Raw genomic sequence first — 18,124 nt, forward strand, 5'->3', positions numbered from 1 at the left:
GGCCCCCGCCCCAGACGGCAGGGGCGGGCACGCCGACCAGCCACCGCCGGACGGAGTCCGGCACAGCGCGGCGAAGCCCAGGAGGCCCGCCAGGGCCGAGTGGTGCGAGCAGCGCGTCAAGAAGGTGCCCGGCGCAGCGGCGCGAAGCCGGTAAGGCCCCCAAGGGGCCGCACCGCGCGAGCGGCGCGTCAAAAAAGGGTTACGAGGGGCTGTGGCTCTCCACGCGCTTCTTCAGGCCCGCCAGCGCCCGGTCGATGATGACCTTCTCCGCCTTGCGCTTGATCATGCCGAGCATCGGGATCTTGACGTCCACCGTCAGCGAGTACGTCACCTCGGTGCGCGCACCGCCCGCGACCGGCGCCAGCTGGTAGGACCCGTCGAGCTGCCTCAGCATCTGGGACTTGTCCAGCGTCCAGCTGACCGTGTTCTCGGCGGGCCAGGTGTACGCCAGCGTGTGGTCGTCCTTGATCGCGCCCGCGTCGAGGAGCAGGCGGACGAGGGAGGCGCGGCCGGCGTCGTCCTTGGCCAGTACCTCGGCCTCCTTCACCTCGCCGGTCCACTCCGGGTAGCGGGCGAAGTCGGCGATCACGGCCATGACGTCGGCCGGGGCCGCCTCGATCGTGATGCTCGAGCTGGTGTGTTCCGCCATCGCGGTCGCTCCTCCGGGGGGAGTTCGAGGAAGTGTGCGGACGACACGGGGCCGCCGCGTGAAGGCTATCGCGCGTCAAGAGCTCACCACTCCAGGGCCCACGGCCTTCCCGTGGCGGCGAAGTGCCCGACGTTCACGCACTCGGTGGCGCCGATCCGCATCCGCCGGGCGAGCGGCTGGTGGACGTGGCCGAAGAGCGCGTACCGGGGCTTCATCCGGCGGATCGCGGCGAGCAGGGCCCCGCTCCCCCGCTCGAAGCGCCGCGCCACCGTGTCGTAGCAGAGCTCCGGCACCTCCGGCGGGATGTGCGAGCACAGCACGTCGACCTCGCCCAGCGCCTCCACCTTGGCGGCGTACTCCTCTTCGGGCACCTCGTAGGGCGTGCGCATCGGCGAGGGGAGTCCGCCGCCGACGAAGCCGAAGACCCGGCCGCCGATCTCGGCCCGCTGCCCGTCGAGCACGGTGAGGCCGGGGCCCGCGTACTCGGGCCAGAGCCCGGGGATGTCCACGTTCCCGTACGTGGCGTAGGTGGGCCGGGGGAAGGCGGCGAACATCTCGGCGTACTGGCGCCGGACCGCGCCCTCGACGAGCCGCTCCCGGTCCAGCCCGACCCACAGTCCGCGGGCGAAGTCCCGGGCCTCCTCGAAACGGCGGGCGGTGCGCAGTTCGACGATGTGGTCGGCGTTCTCGACGCCGAAGAGGTCGGGGAAGATGCCGCGCGAGTGGTCGGCGTAGTCGAGGAAGAGGACGAGGTCGCCGAGGCAGATCAGCGCGTCGGCGCCTTCCCCGGCCCGCGCCAGGGCCTCGGTATTGCCGTGGACGTCGCTGACGACGTGGACCCGTGTCCGGTTCTGCGCACCACCCATAGAGCCACCCATGCGGCCACCCTAGGGGCGCTTGGCCACCGCGGGTAGGGAATCGGACCAGGCGGGCGGACCTGCGGTTACTTCCGAGTCGCAAACGGGGTCGACTATCGTCGGCAGGACACGGTCGCGACATGTGACGCAGGGAACATCTGGCCGGTTCCCTCTATCCGGAACCCACTACCGGTGGGTAACGTCCGGTCGGTCCACATGGTGGCGATGGCGCCCAGAGGAGCAGCAGTCTTGCGCGAGTTCAGCCTTCCGGCCCTGTACGAGGTCCCGTCGGACGGGAACCTGACGGATCTCATCCGCCGCAATGCCGCTCAGCATCCAGACACCGCCGTCATGGCCCGCAAGGTCGGCGGCGCGTGGCAGGACGTCACCGCGACGCAGTTCCTCGCCGAGGTCCGCACCGCGGCGAAGGGCCTGATCGCGGCCGGCATCCGGCCCGGCGACCGGGTCGCACTGATCTCCCGCACCCGCTACGAGTGGGTGCTGATCGACTTCGCGATCTGGAGCGCGGGCGCCGTCACGGTCCCCGTGTACGAGACCAGCTCCCCCGAGCAGATCCAGTGGATCCTCGGCGACTCCGGCGCCGTCGCCGTCGTCGTGGAGTCCCCCGGGCACGCCGCGGCCGTGGCCGCCCTGCGCGACCGGCTGCCGGAGCTGCGCGAGGTCTGGGAGATCGAGCAGGGCGCCCTGGAGACGCTGAAGGCGGCCGGCGCCGGCGTCTCCGACGCCGAGGTCGACGAGCGCAGCGCGCTCGCGGGCGCCGACGACCCGGCCACCATCGTCTACACCTCCGGCACCACCGGCCGTCCCAAGGGCTGCGTGCTGACCCACCGCAGCTTCTTCGCCGAGTGCGGGAACATCGTGGCCCGGCTGCGTCCGCTCTTCCGGACCGGCGAGTGCTCCGTGCTGCTCTTCCTGCCGGCCGCGCACGTGTTCGGCCGCCTGGTGGAGGTGGCGGCCGTGCTGGCGCCGATCCGGCTGGGCTGCGTACCGGACATCAAGAACCTCACCGACGAGCTGCAGTCCTTCCGGCCCACGCTGATCCTCGGCGTACCGCGCGTCTTCGAGAAGGTCTACAACTCGGCCCGCGCCAAGGCCCAGGCCGACGGCAAGGGCAAGATCTTCGACGCGGCGGCCGAGACGGCGATCGCGTACAGCCGTGCGCTGGACCTGCCGGGCGGGCCGTCGCTGAAGCTCAAGCTGAAGCACAAGGTCTTCTCCAAGCTGGTCTACAGCAAGCTGCACACGGTCCTCGGCGGGCGCGGCGAGTACGCGATCTCCGGCGGCGCCCCGCTCGGCGAGCGGCTCGGCCACTTCTTCCGCGGCATCGGCTTCACAGTGCTGGAGGGCTACGGCCTGACCGAGTCCTGCGCCGCCACGGCCTTCAACCCGTGGGACAAGACGAAGATCGGTACGGTCGGCCAGCCGCTCCCGGGCTCCGTCGTGCGCATCGCCGACGACGGCGAGGTGCTGCTGCACGGCGAGCACATCTTCAAGGAGTACTGGAACAACCCGACGGCCACCGCCGACGCGCTGACCGACGGCTGGTTCCACACCGGCGACGTCGGCACGCTCGACGAGGACGGCTACCTGGCGATCACCGGGCGCAAGAAGGAGCTCATCGTCACGGCGGGCGGCAAGAACGTGGCGCCCGCGGTGATCGAGGACCGGATCCGGGCGCACGCGCTGGTCGCGGAGTGCATGGTGGTGGGCGACGCCCGGCCGTTCGTGGCCGCCCTGGTCACCATCGACGAGGAGTTCCTGGGCCGGTGGGCCGCGGAGCACGGCAAGCCGACCGGTGTGACGGCGGCGGAGCTGCGCGAGGACGCGGATCTCGTCGCCGCCGTCCAGAAGGCCGTGGACGACGGCAACGCGGCGGTTTCCAAGGCGGAATCGGTGCGGAAATTCCGCATTCTGCCCTCCCAGTTCACGGAGGAGTCCGGGCACATCACGCCTTCGCTGAAGCTGAAGCGGAATGTGGTGGCGAAGGACTTCGCGGACGAGATCGAAGCCCTCTACCGGGGCTAGGACCGATCCTTCGGGCTAGCGCCCCGCGGCCGGAGGCCGCTGATCAGCGCGGGTCGGCGAGGACCCGCGCCATGTTCCGTTCCGCGAGCGCGGTGACGGTCACGAAGGGGTTCACGCCGAGCGATCCGGGGATCAGCGAGCTGTCGGTGACGTAGAGGCCCTGGTAGCCCTTCACGCGGCCGAAGTCGTCGGTCGCGTCCCCGAGGACGCAGCCGCCCAGCGGGTGGTAGGTGAAGTTGTCGGCGAAGTTCTTGTTGTCGCCGAAGAGGTCGTAGCGGTAGATGGTGAAGTTGGCCCGGTTGATCCGGTCGAAGAGCCGCTTCGCGGACTGGACGGACGGGGCGTTCTGCGCCCGGGTCCACTGGAGCTTCGCCGAGTCGCTGGCCGGGTCGTAGGTGAAGTGCCCGCGCTCCGGGTTCTTGGTGATGGCCAGGTACATCGAGATCCAGTGCTCGAAGCCCATGGGGAGCGGGGCGATCTCGGCGAAGACCGGGTTCGAGGCGTTGTCCCAGTCGTCGATGCCCAGGGCGGGCATGGTGGCCTGGTTGGCGCCGACCGTGTCCCACAGGTGGTTGGCGCGGGCGGTCATGACGTTGCCGTTGGGGCCCCAGCCGAGGCCCACCTTGTCGTTCAGGGCGGGCAGGGTGCCCGTCTCGCGGGCGCGCAGCAGGATCTCGGTGGTGCCGAGGCTGCCGGCGCCGAGGAAGAGCTGTTTGCAGCCCAGTTCGCGGACCTGGGTGACGCGGCCGGTGAGGTCGCTGGTCTGGACGGTCAGTACGTAGCCGCCGGCCGGGTCCTGCCGTACGCCGACCACGCGCTGCATGGTCTCGATGGTGACGTTCCCCGTCCCCAGGGCGGCGGCGAGGTAGGTCTTGTCGACGCTCTTCTTGCCGTGGTTGTTCCCGTAGATGACCTCCCCCGCGAGGGCCGACTTCGTCGCGGTCCCGGCGGCCTCGCGCTTCATGTACTCGAAGTCGTAGACGTTGGGGACGAAGGTGGTCTTCAGTCCGGTCTTCTGGGCGTGCTTGCGGGAGATCCGGGCGAAGCGGTACCACTCCGTGGACTCGAACCAGGCCGGGTCGATGTCGTTGACCCCGAGCATGGCGCGGGCCCGGGGGTAGTAGGTGCCGTACATCTCGTCGGCGTCGACCCTGGGCATGACCTCGGTGAAGTACGAGCGCTTCGGCGTGGGCGCCATGCCGCCGTTGACCAGGGAGCCGCCGCCGACGCCGCGGCCCACGTACACCGACATGTCGCCGTAGTTCACGCGGTCCAGGACGCCGGGGTACGGGCTGATGTTGCGGTTGACCACGTCCAGCCAGAGGAACTGGGCGAGCGGGGCCTCGGTGCGGTTGCGGAACCACATCGAGCGCTGGTCGGGGGCGGAGGTGGCGGGGAAGACCTTCCCGTCGGCGCCCGGGGTGTCCCAGAGCCGGCCCATCTCCAGGACGACGGTCCGCACGCCGGCCTGCCCGAGGCGGAGCGCGGCGACGGCCGACCCGTAGCCGGAGCCGACCACGATGGCCGGGGCGTACGTGGCGGCCGCGGGCTCGGCGGCGGCCGCGGACTGCAGGCCGATCCGGGTGAAGCCGAGGGCCGCCGCGGTCTGCAGGGCGCCGAGACCGAGAACGTGACGACGTGTCAGGTTTGGTGTCATGGCCGCATCATGAGCGGATTCCGCCCAACCAGCCATAACCCGCACTGACACGCTTCTGAGTAACAGTCAGACATGGCTCGACCGTAGGCGGGACCCGCCGCGGCCCGTGCGGTTTGATCGACTCCGCCCGCGATCGGGCCCTCGGGGGCGATAATCCCCCCTCCGTACGGAAAGGGGATCCCGCGCATCGTGCGCGGCGCCCGCTACAGGAGCTCGCGCAGCCGCTCCGCCAGCAGGTCCCAGCGCCACTTCTCCTCGACCCAGGCACGGCCGCGCTCGCCCATGCGCGCGCGCAGGGCCGGGTCCCGGAGCAGGGTGACGACGCGGTCCGCGGTCTCGGCCGGGGCGCCGCCGGGGACCACCCAGCCCGTCTCCCCGTCCAGTACGGCGTCCGGGGCGCCGCCGGAGTCGCCCGCGATCACGGGCAGGCCCGTGGCGGAGGCCTCCAGGTAGACGATGCCGAGGCCCTCCACGTCGAGCCCGCCGCGCCGTGTCCGGCAGGGCATCGCGAAGACGTCCCCGGCCCCGTAGTGGGCGGGCAGTTCGGACCACGGGACCGCGCCCGTGAAGACGACGGACTCCGCGACCCCGGTGGAGGCGGCCAGGGCCCGCAGGTCGGCCTCGTAGGGGCCGCCGCCCACGATCAGCAGGACGGCGTCCGGCAGCGCCGCCAGGATCCGCGGCATCGCCTCGATCAGCGTGTCCTGGCCCTTGCGGGGGACGAGCCGCGAGACGCAGACGACCACCGGCCGGTCCGTCAGGCCCAGCCTGGCCCGGACCTCCGCGCCGCCCGACCCCGGGTGGAAGGTCTTCTCGTCCACCCCCGGCGGGAGCTGCGTCATCCGCGCCGCCGCCCGGTCGGTCAGGGCCGGGGCGATCCGCGAGCGGGTGTACTCCCCCAGGTAGGTCAGCGTGTCCGTGCCCTCGCCGATGCGCCGCAGCAGTTGGCGCGCGACCGGGAGCTGCGCCCAGCCCGCCTCGTGCCCGTGCGTGGTCGCCACGATCCGGCGCGCGCCGGCCCGGCGCAGCGCGGGACCCATCAGGCCCAGCGGGGCCGCCGCGCCGAACCACACCGACGAGCAGCCGTGTTCGCGCAGCAGGCCCACGGCCCGGCGGGTGACCCGGGGGGTCGGCAGCAGCATCGTCGTGCGGTCGCGGACCACCTGGAAGGGCTGCTCCGCGTCGAAGGCGGCGGTGGCGGCGCGGGCCTCGGCGGAGTGCTTCCAGGTGGAGGCGTAGACCACGACCCGGTCGGGGTCCAGGCGGAGCGCCATGTTGTGCAGGAAGGCCTGGATGCCCCCCGGTCGCGGCGGGAAGTCGTTGGTCACGATCAGCGTCTTGTCCATCGCCTGCCGACCCTACCGGAGGCCCACGGCGGGACCCTGCGGACCCGGTGCCCGGCGGGGCGGTGCCCGGCGGGGCGGTGCCCGGCGGGGCGGTGCCCGGCGGGGCGGTGCCCGGCGGGGCGGTGCCCGGCGGGGCGGGGCCCTGCGGGGCGGTGCCCCGCGGGGCGGGAGCGCGTGGGGCTCTGCCCCGCGGCCCCGGAACCTGTGGGGCGCGCCCTTACGAAGCGGTGCGCGGGCGGGTCGGGGACCCGAAACCGGGCTGCGCCGGAGGCCCCTGGGGCTCCGCCCCAGACCCCGCGCCTCAAACGCCGGCGAGGCTGAATATGGCCGGCGCCAGCCCGGATGTGCCCGGCGCCACCCCAAGACGTGTCCGGCGCCTGCCGTGTGCAACGCCAATCCGGACGTGCTCGGCGCCAACCCGGACCTACCCGGCTCCAGCCGCATGTGCGCGGCGCCAACCCGAACCTGTCCGGCGCCAACCCGGACGTGCACGACGCCGCCCCGGACCTACCCGGCTCCAGCCGCATGTGCGCGGCGCCAACCCGAACTTGTCCGGCGCCGCCGGGCAAAATCAGCCCCTCCGGCGTTTGAGGAGCGGGGGTCCGGGGGCTGGTCCCCGGGAGCGGACCCGCACACAGCCCACGGCGGGGAGCCGCACCAAAGCGCCTCCGGCTCGCGCCGACGGGGCCAAACCAGCCCCTCCGGCGTTTGAGGAGCGGGGGTCCGGGGGCTGGTCCCCGGGAGCGGACCCGCACACAGCCCACGGCGGGGAGCCGCACCAAAGCGCCTCCGGCTCGCGCCGACGGGGCCAAACCAGCCCCTCCGGCGTTTGAGGAGCGGGGGTCCGGGGGCTGGTCCCCGGGAGCGGACCCGCACACGGACCACGGCGGGGAGCCGCACCGAAGCGCCTCCGGCTGGCGCCGACGGGGCCAGATCAGCGCCTCCGGCGTTTGAGGAGCGGCAACGGCGCCGCGCGATCGGGCCCGGGCCGCCGGCTAGCGGAACTCCCGGGTCAGGTCCTGCTGCCAGGCGCGGGTCAGGGCCGCGGGATCCGTGTGCAGGGTGTCCGCCAGTGCCGTCGGGAGGGACTCCCGGCCCGACTTCTCGTACAGGGACACCAGCGCCGCCTCCCCCCACCGCCGGGCGACGAGCCGGCAGGCCAGCCAGGAGCCCTCGTAGGCCCGCGCCAGTGCGTCCGCGTCGCCGCCGAAGGCGAAGGCCCCGGCCGCGGGGAGCTCCCCCGGCAGGTCGCCCTGCCGCACCGCGCGGGCGAGGGCCGGCGCGGCCTCGGCCGGGGTGCGGCCGCTGTCGCGGTACGCGGCCCAGTCCGCGAAGCCCTCGGAGAGCCAGAGCGGGGTCTTGGCGGTGGTCGCCGCCCGGGTGGCGACGTGGGTGGTCTCGTGGGTCAGGATCACCTGGCGGCCCTCGGCCGTGAGCTGCCCGTACCCCTCCGGGTTGACCACGATCCGGTCGGCGGGGGCGGGGCCCGCCCCGGTCCGCCCGGTGGTGACGGCGCCCAGGCCCCGGTACTCATCCGCGGGCCGCCCCAGCAGCGCCGCCATCGCGTCCAGCGAGCCGGGGACCAGCACCACCACCCGGCCCGCCCAGCGCCGCGGCCAGGCCGCGCTCGCCGCGGGCACCGCCCTGTCGGCCTCGGCGGCGATGTCGGAAAGGGAGCCGGAGCTCTGGCCCGCGCCGCCGAGCACCAGGGCGTGCGCCCCGCGCTCCACGGACACCGGGCCCTGGTCCCACAGCTGCGGCAGGGCTCCCGGGGCGGGGCGGTCGGCGGTCACCGCCCAGGAGCCGCCTTCGCGGGTGAGCTCCACCTCGCGGGCGGAGCCGGCCGGGGCGGCGTCGTAGCCGGTGAGCCGGTAGCGCAGCTCGGCGCGCGCGAAGGCCCGTACGCCGTCCACCCGGACCGCGGAGACCTCGTACGACCACCCCTCCAGCGGGATCGCCGCGAGGGCCGCGGGCGGGGCCGCCGACCAGTCGGCGACGGCCCGCCGGACGTCCCGCTCGCCGGGATCCGCCGAAACCGAGCGCTCCCCGGTACCGGAGCCGGTGCCGGAGCCGGAAGGAGAACCCGCGCCGCACCCGGCGAGCGGCACCCAGAGCAGCAGCAGGCAGAGCAGCACCAGCGGCAGTGCGCGCGGGCGCCGGCGCCCACTCAGGCGAGGGGTGCGGCCCAGGACCGGGAACATCACCCGATCGTACGCAGCGCAACCCCGGGCCGGGCGTCCTGCCGATCGGGCCGGATCAAGGAGCGGCGTCCGCGGACACCCTCTACGGCCGGGTCACCGAGGACACCGGCATCATCCCGACCGGGTCGTACCGCACGCGCGCTCCCGGGTACGGGGCGTGCACCACCTGGCCGTTGCCGACGTACATGCCGACGTGGCTGGCGTCCGAGCGGTACGTCACCAGGTCCCCCGGGCGCGCCTCCGACAGCGACACCCGCCGCCCGGCGTGCCGCTGCGCCTGCGAGGTGCGGGGCAGGGCGACGCCCGCCTGCCGGTACGACCACACCATCAGTCCGGAGCAGTCGAAGCCGGAGGGGCCGGTGGACCCCCACACGTAGGGCCGTCCGACGGCGGACCGGGCCGCCATCACGGCGGTCATGGCGCGGCCGGAGGAGGGCCCGGAGGCCGCGGGGTCGGGGAGCTCGGGCAGGGCGTCGGGGCGGCCGCCGGAGCGGGAGGCCCGGTCGAAGTCGGCGCGCTCCTGCGTGGGCATCGCGTTCAGCAGCCGGCGGGCGGCGGCGAGCTTGGCGGTGACGGCACGCTTCTCCTTCGCCACGTCGGCGCGCAGGGCGTCGAGTTCGGAGAGCTTGCGGGACGCCTCCTGGCGCTCCTGGCCGAGCCGGCGCTGCTCGGAGCGCAGTTCGTCGAGCTGGCGGGCCTGGCGCCCGGACAGCCGGTCGAGGGCGGCGGCCTTGGCGAGGTAGTCGTCCGGGTTCTCGGAGAGCATCAGCTCGACGGCGGGGTCGATGCCGCCGGCCCGGTACTGGGCTCCGGCGTAGGCGCCGAGCACCCCGCGCATGGTGTTGATGCGGTCCTGACCGCGGGCCACCGCGTCCTGGACCCGGTCGACTTCGGCGCGGAGCCGGCCGGCGCGCTCGCCGGCCTGGTTGAAACGCTCGGTGGCCTGTTCGGCCTCCTCGAAGAGCCGGTCGACCTGGGCGCGGGTGCCCGCCGCGGGCTCCTGCGGGAGGCCGGGGGCAGCACCGGCGGGTGCGCCCGACATGAGGGCCGCTGCTCCCGCCGCCGCGGCGGTGAGGACGGTGACCTTGGTGTTCCGGTCGAGGGCGCTGGGCCCGGACCGGCGATGGGACGCCACGTGAAACCGCTCCCTCCTGCTGAGCGGGACCCGGGTCCGCCCTCCGTGGGCGGCCGTGTGCCGGGGTTCCGCGCTGGCAGACAGTAGCCGCGCGGGAGGGCACCGGCCAACGACCTCCGGCGGGCACGCACAGTGACGCCCCGTCGGAGACGCAGGTCACCGGCGGGGCGTGTGGTCAGAGCGGGGCCTCGGAATTCGCCCGGATGGGCGGTGTGCGGCGCGTCCGGTCGGGTCCTGGGCGGAGGGGGGCGTCAGCCGACGCGCACGCCGAACTGGAACGGCATGTTGTCGATCGATTCGTACTTGACGCCGCTGCGCGGGTTCGAGGCGTGCAGCACCGTGTTGCCGCCCGCGTACAGGCCGACGTGGTGCAGGTCGCCGTAGAAGAACACCAGGTCACCGGGCTGGAGCTGGCTCTTGCCGATCCGGGTGCCGTCGTTGATCTGCGTGAACGTGGTGCGCGATATCGACACGTTGGCCTGCTTGTACGCCCACTGGGTCAGGCCCGAGCAGTCGAACGAGTTGGGGCCTTCGTGCCCGGATATGTACGCGCTGCCGATCTTGGTCTTGGCGGCCGCGAGGGCGGCGCCGGCCCGGCCGGAGGGCTTCGCGTTGCCGAGGTCGGGGACGCGCTCGCCGGCGCCGCGGCTGGCGCGGGAGTCGTCGTCCTTGATCTGCTGGCGCTCCTGGGCGGTCAGGGTGTTGAGGAGGGCCTGGGCCGCGGCGAGCTTGTCCGAGGAGGCCTTCTTCTTCTCGCCGAGCTCCTTGCGGGTGGCCTCGAGGTCGGTGAGCTTGCCCGCGGCCTCCTGGCGCTGCTGCGCGAGGGTGCGCTGCTTGGCCTGGATCTTCTGGACCGCTTCGACCTGCTGACCGCTCAGCTGCTCCAGGGTGGAGGCCTTGTCGAGGTAGTTGTCCGGGTCCGCCGAGAGGAAGAGCGCGAGGGACTGGTCGATGCCGCCACTGCGGTACTGGGCGCTGGCCATCGAACCGAGCGTGCCGCGCAGGGCGTTGAGGTCCGCCTGACCGCGGGCGACCTTGTCCTGGAGCTGCCCGATCTCGGTTTCGAGCTTGTCCTGGCGCTCCTTGGCCCCGTTGAACTTCTCGGTGGCCTGCTCCGCCTCCTCATAGAGGGCGTCGACCTTCGCCTTGACCTCGTCCTTGTTCGGCTTGGCGGGGGCGGCGTGAGCGGCCTGCCCCGAGAGGACGACGGCGGCTGCCGCGGTGACGCCGAGCACGGTGGTGCGCATGCGGGTCGGCTGCTTGGGTCGACGGTGGGACGCCACGAAGGCGATCTCCTTCTTCCTAGAGCCGCCGAAGGACGCAATCCGTCCTAGAAACTCAGCGACACCTTCGCCATCACCCCGAATGAGTGAACTACCGCACGAAGGTTTGACTGACCCTAGTGACCCTTCTGTGATCAGTTCAAATCCTGTCGGCAAAAAACTCGCTGTCCGACCAGGTTCTTTACCTACAGCACACGCTCTGTGTCGATGACTTGACGGTACGTTCCTGCGAGGCCCTGCCAATTCCGGCATAGGGCGCAGCAGTTACGAAACGCGCGAAAGCCGCTTCAGCAACAAGGCGGACGCCACCGGCCGCGCCCCGACCTTGGCCACCCCGTCGGCGACCTCGCGGTCGGTGGAGACCACCACCACCGGACGGCCCGCCGGTTCGGCGCGCACCAGCTGGCGGATCAGCTCGTCCGCCGTCACCCCCGCCTTGGAGAACAGCACCCGCACCCCGCGCGGCGGCGCGAGCAGCACGGGGGCCGCCAGCTCCGCCCCGTCGAAGACACAGGTCATCTCGGCGCCCGTCTGCGCGGCGAGCATCGACAGCCCGCCCAGCAGCCGCAGGCGCTGCTTCTCCAGCGGCATCGTCGGGTAGCCGGTCTTGGTGACGTTGTAGCCGTCGACCACCAGATGGGCCTGCGGCAGCGCCAGCAGCTGGTCCAGCAGCGCCGGGTCGGTCTCCGACAGGGCGCGCGCCGCGATGTCCTTCGGGGTCATCCGGCCCGGCTCCACCGCCTCCACCGTGTCGGCGGGCCGCGTGGAGACCGGCGGCAGCGCGAGCTCCCGGCGCAGTCCCGCGGCCGCGTCCAGCACGGTGTCCAGCAGCAGCCGCAGCCGCATGTCCTCGATGCTGCGCCCCTCGCGGGTGGCCCGGCGCGAGGTCTCCAGCGCCGATTCCACCTCCGCGAGGCGGGACTTGAGGCGCCGGGTCTCGCTCTCCGCCGAGTTCACCTGGGCGGCCGCCTCGGCGCGGATGCCGTCGACCTCCGCGTTGATCTTGCGCAGGGCGGCGTCGCCCCGCTTGACGTCGCTCAGCGCGCTGCGCAGCTTGCGCTGAAGCGATTCCGCTTCCTTGCGCGCCGCGTCCAGGTCGGCCCGTACCTGGTCGACGCCCGTGCGCTGCAGGTCCCGTACGTGGGCCAGCTCCTCGCGGAGCCGCTCCATCTCGCGGCGGGCCTCCTCGTCGACCCGCTCGGCGTCGGCGCGCTGCGCCTCCTCGCCCGCGGCGGCGACCAGCTTGACCCAGCCGGCCGGCCGCAGCACGTACGCGGCGGCCGCCACGTCCAGCGGGTCGGCGGCGGCGGGCGGCGCGCCCGACTCCAGCGCGGAGGCCAGGTCGGCCTGCGTCTCGCGGAGCTTGTCGGCGACCCGGCCCCGGAAGACGGGGTCGCTCTCCACGGCCGTGGCCATGGCGTTGCCCGCGAACTTGGCGCGCCGGGTCGGGGTGAAACGGGCGTACTGGCGCAGCTGCGCCGGGAGGTCCGCGACCGTCAGCCCGCCGAAGGCGTCGGAGACGAGTGCGACGACCCGGCGCCGCACGCCTTCCGGCAGCGGGCGGTCGAGCACCTCCGCGGCGTCACCGGCCGCGTCGGCCGGCTCAGCGCCGCTTGCTGGCTCCACAATCCGTCACCCCTACCGTCATTCACCTGTGGGCGGGGCTCCGTCAGGAGTCCGCGCCCGGCCTGTCGACGAGCTCGATCTGGTCCACCGCGTTGCACCAGCGGCAGCGCACCGACTCGATGGTCTCATTGACCACCTCGCGCTCCTCGACCTTGGGCTCCCCGGCGAGGTCCAGGTGGACGTACTCCACTACCTTCGACGAACGGGTGACGTCGAAGCGCGTGAGGTTGCCGCACAGCGTGCAGCGCCACCGGGTGGTGTCGGTCGGCAGGGGAACCGTCATCAGGCCGCTCTCTCCTTCTATCGCTCACATGGCGCAAGCACCGCACCCTCCCGTGTCGTCACGGGTGGCGCGCGCGTGCGTGCGTAGCTCGTAACCCTACGGCCTGCCGCACCCGCTGGTGGGCCCGGCTGGGTCATGCTCGGTCGCATGATCGTAAGGTGGCAGGCCGTACGCGAGGCCGCCCGGGGCCCGGTGGTCACCCACGCGCTGATCGCCGGCTGCTGCGTGGTGTTCGTACTGAGCCCGGCGTCGGGGCTGAACCCGGTCTACGGGGCGGGTGACCAGCTGCTCACCAACGGGACGGCGTACTTCCGGCGCTGGGGCGTGGTCCCCGACGAGCTGTTCACCGGCTCGGGCCGGGCGGCGCTCACCCCCCTCACGGCCCTGTTCGTGCACGGGAGCTGGCTGCACCTGCTGGGCAACATGCTCTTCCTCTACGTCTTCGGGGCGATGACGGAGCGGCGCATGGGCCGGGCCTGGTTCCTCTGCTTCTACGTCTGTACGGGCTACCTGGCCCTGGCGGCGTACGCGGCGGCCTACGCCTCCTCGGACCAGACCCTGGTCGGGGCCTCCGGGGCGATCTCCGCGGTCCTGGGGGCCTTCCTGTACCTGTTCCCCAAGGCACGGGTGACGAGCCTGTTCCCGTTCCTCTTCTTCCTGCCGCTGCGCTTCCCCGCATGGATCGTGCTGATGTTCTGGTTCGGCCTGCAGTGGCTGGCGGCGCACCGGGCGGCGAGCGGTCCCGGAGTCGCCTATCTGGCCCACGTGGTGGGCTTCTCCGCCGGCTTCCTCTACGCGTGGGCCCGCTACCGAGGTGGGACTAGAGTGGGTCGACCAGTGACTGCCGTCGAGGGAGACAGCCAACCGTGATCACCGCACTCGTGCTCATCAAGACCAGCGTGGACCGGATCCCCGAGATCGCCGAGGCCATCGCCGCGCTGGACAGCGTCAGCGAGGTCTACTCCGTCACCGGCACGTACGACCTCATCGCGATGGTCCGGGTGTCCCGGCACGAGGACCTGGCCGACATCATCCCCGGCAGCATCAGCAAGATCCCGGGCGTGGAGGCCACGGACACGCACGTCGCGTTCCGCACGTACTCCCAGCACGACCTCGAGGCGGCCTTCGCGATCGGCCTCGACGCGTAGCGGTTCAGAGCGCGGGCAACGCCTCGCCCGGCCGGGCGGGGCGGGCTTCGGCCAGCCAGAACAGGTAGCCGCGCAGGTAGTCGGCGAGATCGCCGTCGATGTGTTCCACGTACGCACGGGCCCCGTCGGCGGCCTCGCGCTCGTACACCCCGTCGGAGACCGACCAGCTCCGGTGCAGGGCCACGGCCCACTCGCGGACCCGGCCCCGCTCCCGCCACCAGCCGCGGACGAGGTCCGGGGTCCAGTGCGCGTCGCCGTCTCCCCCGTATCCCCCGAAGGGATCGCACTCGGCCGCACAGACCAGGTCTCGTGCCTGCGCCGGAGTCCGGGGCTGCCGGTAGACGAACTCCTGTCCGTACCCGTCGTCGTCATAGAGCACGTGGGCGGGCGCGCAGCCGCGTCCCATCCAGCACGTATCGGTCTCCGACGCGTAGAACGGCCCCGGGACGCTGCGCCAGTCCCGCTTCTCCCACCCGTAGGGCGCGGCCCCGCTCCAGTCGTGCACGACCGGCAGTGCTTCCGGTCCCCACTGGGGCAGCGGACGCCCCACGAGGGCCCGCACGGTCGGTATCGGGTCCCAGTACGTCATGCCCCGCAGCCTGTCAGACGGCCGGGACGCAGCGGCCCTCTTCGGTGCGGTACTGCCACTTGGCGCCGTCCGCGACGAGCTCCTTGACCGCGCGGACGAAGCGCTCGACGTGCTCGTCGGGGGTGCCTGCGCCGAAGCTGACGCGGATCGCGTTCAGCGACCGCTCCCCCGGGGCCGCCTCCGGGGCTCCGCACTCGCCCTGGGCCTGCGGCTCGCTGCCGAGGAGGGTGCGGACCAGCGGGTGGGCGCAGAACAGGCCGTCGCGGACGCCGATGCCGTACTCGGCGGAGAGCGCGGCCGCGAAGTGCGAGCTGTTCCAGCCGTCGACGACGAAGGAGATGACGCCGACGCGGGGGGCGTCGTCGCCGAAGAGGGACAGGACGCGGACCGCCGGAACCTCGGCGAGGCCTTCGCGGACCTTGGCGATGAGGCGCTGCTCGCGCGCGACGAGGTTCTCGAAGCCGGCCTCGTTCAGCGCCTTGCAGGCGGAGGCGATGGAGTAGACGCCGATGACGTTCGGGGAGCCGGCCTCGTGGCGGGCTGCGGTGGTGTGCCACTCGACATCCACGCCGCCGTCCTCGCGACGGGCGACCTTGCGGGAGGCGCCGCCGCCGGCGAGGTACGGGTCCGCCTCCTGGAGCCAGTCCGCGCGGCCGGCGAGCACGCCCGAGCCGAAGGGGGCGTAGAGCTTGTGGCCGGAGAAGGCGACCCAGTCCACGTCGAGGTCCTGGACCGAGACGGGGTGGTGCGGGGCCAGCTGGGCGGCGTCCAGGACGATGCGGGCGCCGTGGGCGTGCGCGGCGGCGGCGAGCTCCTTGACGGGCCACAGCTCGCCGGTGACGTTGGAGGCGCCGGTGACGCAGACCAGCGCCGGGCCCTTGGGGTCTCCCCAGCTCGAAGAGCTAGGGGATGGGTCGCGGTCGGCCAGGGCGCGCTCCAGGGTGGCGACGGCCTCGTCCGGGGTGCGGGGGGCGTTGAGGTAGGTGACCTGGGCGTTCGTCCACGGGAGCAGCGAGGCGTGGTGCTCGGTCTCGAAGACGAAGACCTGGCAGTCGGCCGGGAGCACGGCGGCCAGCAGGTTGAGGGAGTCGGTGGTGGACCGGGTGAAGATCACCTGGTCGGAGGGGCGGCAGTCGAGGAACTCGGCGACCGTGACCCGGCTCTGCTCGAACAGGTCGGTGGAGAGCTGCGAGAGGTACCCGGCGCCGCGGTGGACGCTGCCGTAGTACGGGGCGTACGCGGCGACGTCGTCCCAGACCCGCTGCAGCGCGGGGGCGCTGGCCGCGTAGTCGAGGGCGGCGTAGGTGACCTCGCCGCCGGTGACGAGCGGCACGGTGACGTCCCGGCCCAGGACCGGCAGCGGCTCGACACAAGCAGGGTCGACGACGGCAGCAGTCGCGGTGGCGGTGACGGCGTTCAGGGTTGCGGACATGGCGGAATCTCCCGGCAGGCAGGTGTGAATGGCTTCGGTGTGCCCGTACGCGGATACGGCGCTGCGGCCGTTCGGGGTACGGGAGTGCCCCGGAATACGGATCGGCGGCCGCGCACAGATGTGCTGCCGCAGGCGTGCTGCGGGTACGCGGAAGTGACCCTGTTCCGGGGGGTGAAGAAGGGGCGGAGTCGCCCTATCGCATTCGCTTGCTCACGGAAAACGCTCCTCGAGAGACCAGGACCCCTGGTGTTCGAGGGATCCGCGCTTGCCGTAGACCTCACTGCCTACGACCTGGTCATCACCCGGGGCACCCCGCCACGGAAGGAGGGTTGCCGGACAGCAAGCCGGGGCCTAAACGCTGTCACTCGTGACCTGAGGAGAATCCTGCCACACGATCTTCCGAACGCAAGACCCCGGTCCACATGGCGGACCGGGGTCAATGCTGGATCTTGGCCGGATCCCGTCGAACGGGAACGGGGACGGCTACGCGTTGCTCGCCGCCACCCAGCGCGCCAGCGCATCCCGGGCCGCGCCCGAGTCCACCGACTCCGCCGCCCGCACGACACCCGCGGCCAGCTGCTCCTCCAGAGTGCCCGCACCCGGATCCAGCGCCACCAGGGCCGCCGCCGAGTTCAGGAGCACCGCGACCCACTCCACGTGCCGCGCTCGCACCACTCGGCCGCGAGCGGCCTCCCGGGCCTCGCCCGGCTGCGCCGGCCTCCGACCGGCGATGAGCCCGGCGGGAACCGCCGCCGGCCGCCCCAGCCCTACGCGTTGCTCGCCGCCACCCAGCGCGCCAGCGCATCCCGCGCCGCGCCCGAGTCCACCGACTCCGCCGCCCGTACAACACCCGCGGCCAGCTGCTCCTCCAGAGTGCCCGCGCCCGGGTCCAGCGCCACCAGGGCCGCCGCCGAGTTCAGGAGCACCGCATCGCGGACCGGGCCGGTCTCGCCGGCCAGCAGCCGGCGGGCCACGTCCGCGTTGAAGGAGGCGTCCGCGCCGGCCAGCGCGGAGACGTCCACCAGCGGGATGCCGATGTCGCGCGGGTCGAAGCCCTGCTCCCTGACCTCGCCGTCGCGGACCCACCAGACCCGGGAGGTCGCCGTGGTGGTGAGCTCGTCGAGCCCGTCGTCGCCGCGGAAGACGAGCGCCGAGGAGCCGCGCTCCGCGAGGACGCCCGCGACGATCGGGGCCACCCGGGCGTCGGCCACACCGGTGGCCTGTGCCCGGACCCGCGCCGGGTTGGTCAGCGGGCCGAGGAAGTTGAAGGTGGTCCGGATCCCGAGCTCCCGGCGGGCCGCCGCCACGTGCCGCAGCGCGGGGTGGAACTTGACCGCGAAGCAGAAGGTGATCCCGGCTTCCTCGGCCACCTCCACCACCCGCGCGGGGGTGAGGTCGAGGTTGACGCCCAGCTTCTCCAGGACGTCCGAGGAGCCGCTCGCGGAGGACGCGGCCCGGTTGCCGTGCTTGACGACCTTGGCACCCGTACCGGCCACCACGATGGCCGACATCGTGGAGATGTTGACCGTCTTGGCCCCGTCGCCGCCGGTGCCGACGATGTCCACCGTCCGGCCCGGCACCTCGATCAGGTTGGCGTGTTCGTACATGGCGCGGACCAGGCCGTTGATCTCGGCCACGGTCTCCCCCTTGGCCCGCAGCGCGACGGCGAATCCGGCGATCTGGGCGTCGGTGGCCTCCCCGCGCATGATCCGGTCCATGGCCCAGGCCGTGTCGTCGGCGCCGAGGTCCCGGCCGGACAGCAGGGCGTCCAGAACGCCCGGCCAGCCGCGGGCCGCCACGCTGTCGCCGCCTGCCGGGGTCACCAAGGTCATGGTCCGCTCCTGCTGCTCGTCGAGGATTCCACGTCGAATG

At 73.0% G+C, this 18,124-nt stretch carries 16 protein-coding genes and 1 riboswitch; of the genes, 3 read left to right on the forward strand and 13 right to left on the reverse strand.

Features of this window, described 5'->3' with window-relative positions; genetic code table 11:
- Positions 1–199: 199 nt before the first annotated feature.
- Both ACODT5_RS28285 and ACODT5_RS28290 read right to left on the reverse strand, forming a co-directional pair.
- Positions 200–649 carry an SRPBCC family protein gene (locus ACODT5_RS28285; protein ID WP_422522005.1) on the reverse strand — a complete coding sequence of 150 codons (450 nt, stop codon included), beginning with the start codon at positions 647–649 and terminating at the stop codon, positions 200–202.
- 83 nt (positions 650–732) lie between these two features.
- Positions 733–1,527, reverse strand: coding sequence for a metallophosphoesterase family protein (locus tag ACODT5_RS28290; RefSeq protein ID WP_422522006.1), 795 nt, complete (start codon positions 1,525–1,527; stop codon positions 733–735).
- A gap of 228 nt (positions 1,528–1,755) precedes the next feature.
- On the opposite strand from ACODT5_RS28290, the gene ACODT5_RS28295 reads away from it, so the two are divergent.
- Positions 1,756–3,552, forward strand: a complete 1,797-nt coding sequence (locus ACODT5_RS28295) for an AMP-dependent synthetase/ligase (protein ID WP_422522007.1) — start codon at positions 1,756–1,758, stop codon at positions 3,550–3,552.
- Positions 3,553–3,595: 43 nt separating this feature from the next.
- Here the strand turns inward: ACODT5_RS28295 and ACODT5_RS28300 are convergent, their stop codons facing one another.
- From ACODT5_RS28300 to ACODT5_RS28330, 7 genes are all read right to left on the reverse strand, one after another.
- The gene (locus ACODT5_RS28300) at positions 3,596–5,209 is read right to left on the reverse strand and encodes a GMC oxidoreductase (RefSeq protein WP_422522008.1); all 1,614 of its coding nucleotides are present in this window, start codon (positions 5,207–5,209) and stop codon (positions 3,596–3,598) included.
- A gap of 203 nt (positions 5,210–5,412) precedes the next feature.
- Positions 5,413–6,555 carry a glycosyltransferase family 4 protein gene (locus ACODT5_RS28305; RefSeq protein ID WP_422522009.1) on the reverse strand — a complete coding sequence of 381 codons (1,143 nt, stop codon included), beginning with the start codon at positions 6,553–6,555 and terminating at the stop codon, positions 5,413–5,415.
- A 995-nt stretch (positions 6,556–7,550) separates the two neighbouring features.
- Positions 7,551–8,756: a hypothetical protein gene (locus tag ACODT5_RS28310; protein ID WP_422522010.1), complete on the reverse strand. Its 1,206-nt coding sequence runs from the start codon at positions 8,754–8,756 to the stop codon at positions 7,551–7,553.
- An 82-nt stretch (positions 8,757–8,838) separates the two neighbouring features.
- Positions 8,839–9,891, reverse strand: coding sequence for a C40 family peptidase (locus ACODT5_RS28315; protein ID WP_422522011.1), 1,053 nt, complete (start codon positions 9,889–9,891; stop codon positions 8,839–8,841).
- Between the two features lie 251 nt (positions 9,892–10,142).
- Positions 10,143–11,174 carry a C40 family peptidase gene (locus tag ACODT5_RS28320; RefSeq protein ID WP_422522012.1) on the reverse strand — a complete coding sequence of 344 codons (1,032 nt, stop codon included), beginning with the start codon at positions 11,172–11,174 and terminating at the stop codon, positions 10,143–10,145.
- Positions 11,175–11,438: 264 nt separating this feature from the next.
- Positions 11,439–12,803, reverse strand: coding sequence for an NYN domain-containing protein (locus ACODT5_RS28325; RefSeq protein ID WP_422525062.1), 1,365 nt, complete (start codon positions 12,801–12,803; stop codon positions 11,439–11,441).
- Between the two features lie 40 nt (positions 12,804–12,843).
- Positions 12,844–13,083: a hypothetical protein gene (locus tag ACODT5_RS28330; RefSeq protein WP_008738811.1), complete on the reverse strand. Its 240-nt coding sequence runs from the start codon at positions 13,081–13,083 to the stop codon at positions 12,844–12,846.
- Between the two features lie 135 nt (positions 13,084–13,218).
- On the opposite strand from ACODT5_RS28330, the gene ACODT5_RS28335 reads away from it, so the two are divergent.
- Both ACODT5_RS28335 and ACODT5_RS28340 read left to right on the forward strand, forming a co-directional pair.
- On the forward strand, positions 13,219–13,953 hold the full coding sequence (locus ACODT5_RS28335) for a rhomboid family intramembrane serine protease (RefSeq protein WP_422522013.1): 735 nt from the start codon (positions 13,219–13,221) through the stop codon (positions 13,951–13,953).
- Positions 13,950–14,231, forward strand: a complete 282-nt coding sequence (locus ACODT5_RS28340) for an Lrp/AsnC family transcriptional regulator (RefSeq protein WP_266877137.1) — start codon at positions 13,950–13,952, stop codon at positions 14,229–14,231. Before ACODT5_RS28335 ends, ACODT5_RS28340 begins: the two co-directional genes overlap by 4 nt.
- Before the next feature lie 4 nt (positions 14,232–14,235).
- On the opposite strand, the gene ACODT5_RS28345 is transcribed toward ACODT5_RS28340, so the two are convergent.
- From ACODT5_RS28345 to trpD, 4 genes are all read right to left on the reverse strand, one after another.
- The gene (locus tag ACODT5_RS28345) at positions 14,236–14,820 is read right to left on the reverse strand and encodes a ferredoxin (RefSeq protein WP_422522014.1); all 585 of its coding nucleotides are present in this window, start codon (positions 14,818–14,820) and stop codon (positions 14,236–14,238) included.
- Positions 14,821–14,833: 13 nt separating this feature from the next.
- Positions 14,834–16,252, reverse strand: coding sequence for an aminotransferase class V-fold PLP-dependent enzyme (locus tag ACODT5_RS28350; protein WP_422522015.1), 1,419 nt, complete (start codon positions 16,250–16,252; stop codon positions 14,834–14,836).
- Positions 16,253–16,508: 256 nt separating this feature from the next.
- A riboswitch (SAM riboswitch) is annotated at positions 16,509–16,625 on the reverse strand.
- Between the two features lie 110 nt (positions 16,626–16,735).
- Entirely contained in the window at positions 16,736–16,894 is a 159-nt protein-coding gene (locus tag ACODT5_RS28355) for a hypothetical protein (RefSeq protein WP_422522016.1), read from the reverse strand.
- 125 nt (positions 16,895–17,019) lie between these two features.
- Entirely contained in the window at positions 17,020–18,084 is a 1,065-nt protein-coding gene (gene trpD / locus ACODT5_RS28360; protein ID WP_422522017.1) for an anthranilate phosphoribosyltransferase, read from the reverse strand.
- Positions 18,085–18,124 lie beyond the last annotated feature (40 nt).

The organism is Streptomyces tatrensis, assembly GCF_049310065.1.
In the GTDB taxonomy this organism is placed as follows: Bacteria; Actinomycetota; Actinomycetes; order Streptomycetales; family Streptomycetaceae; genus Streptomyces.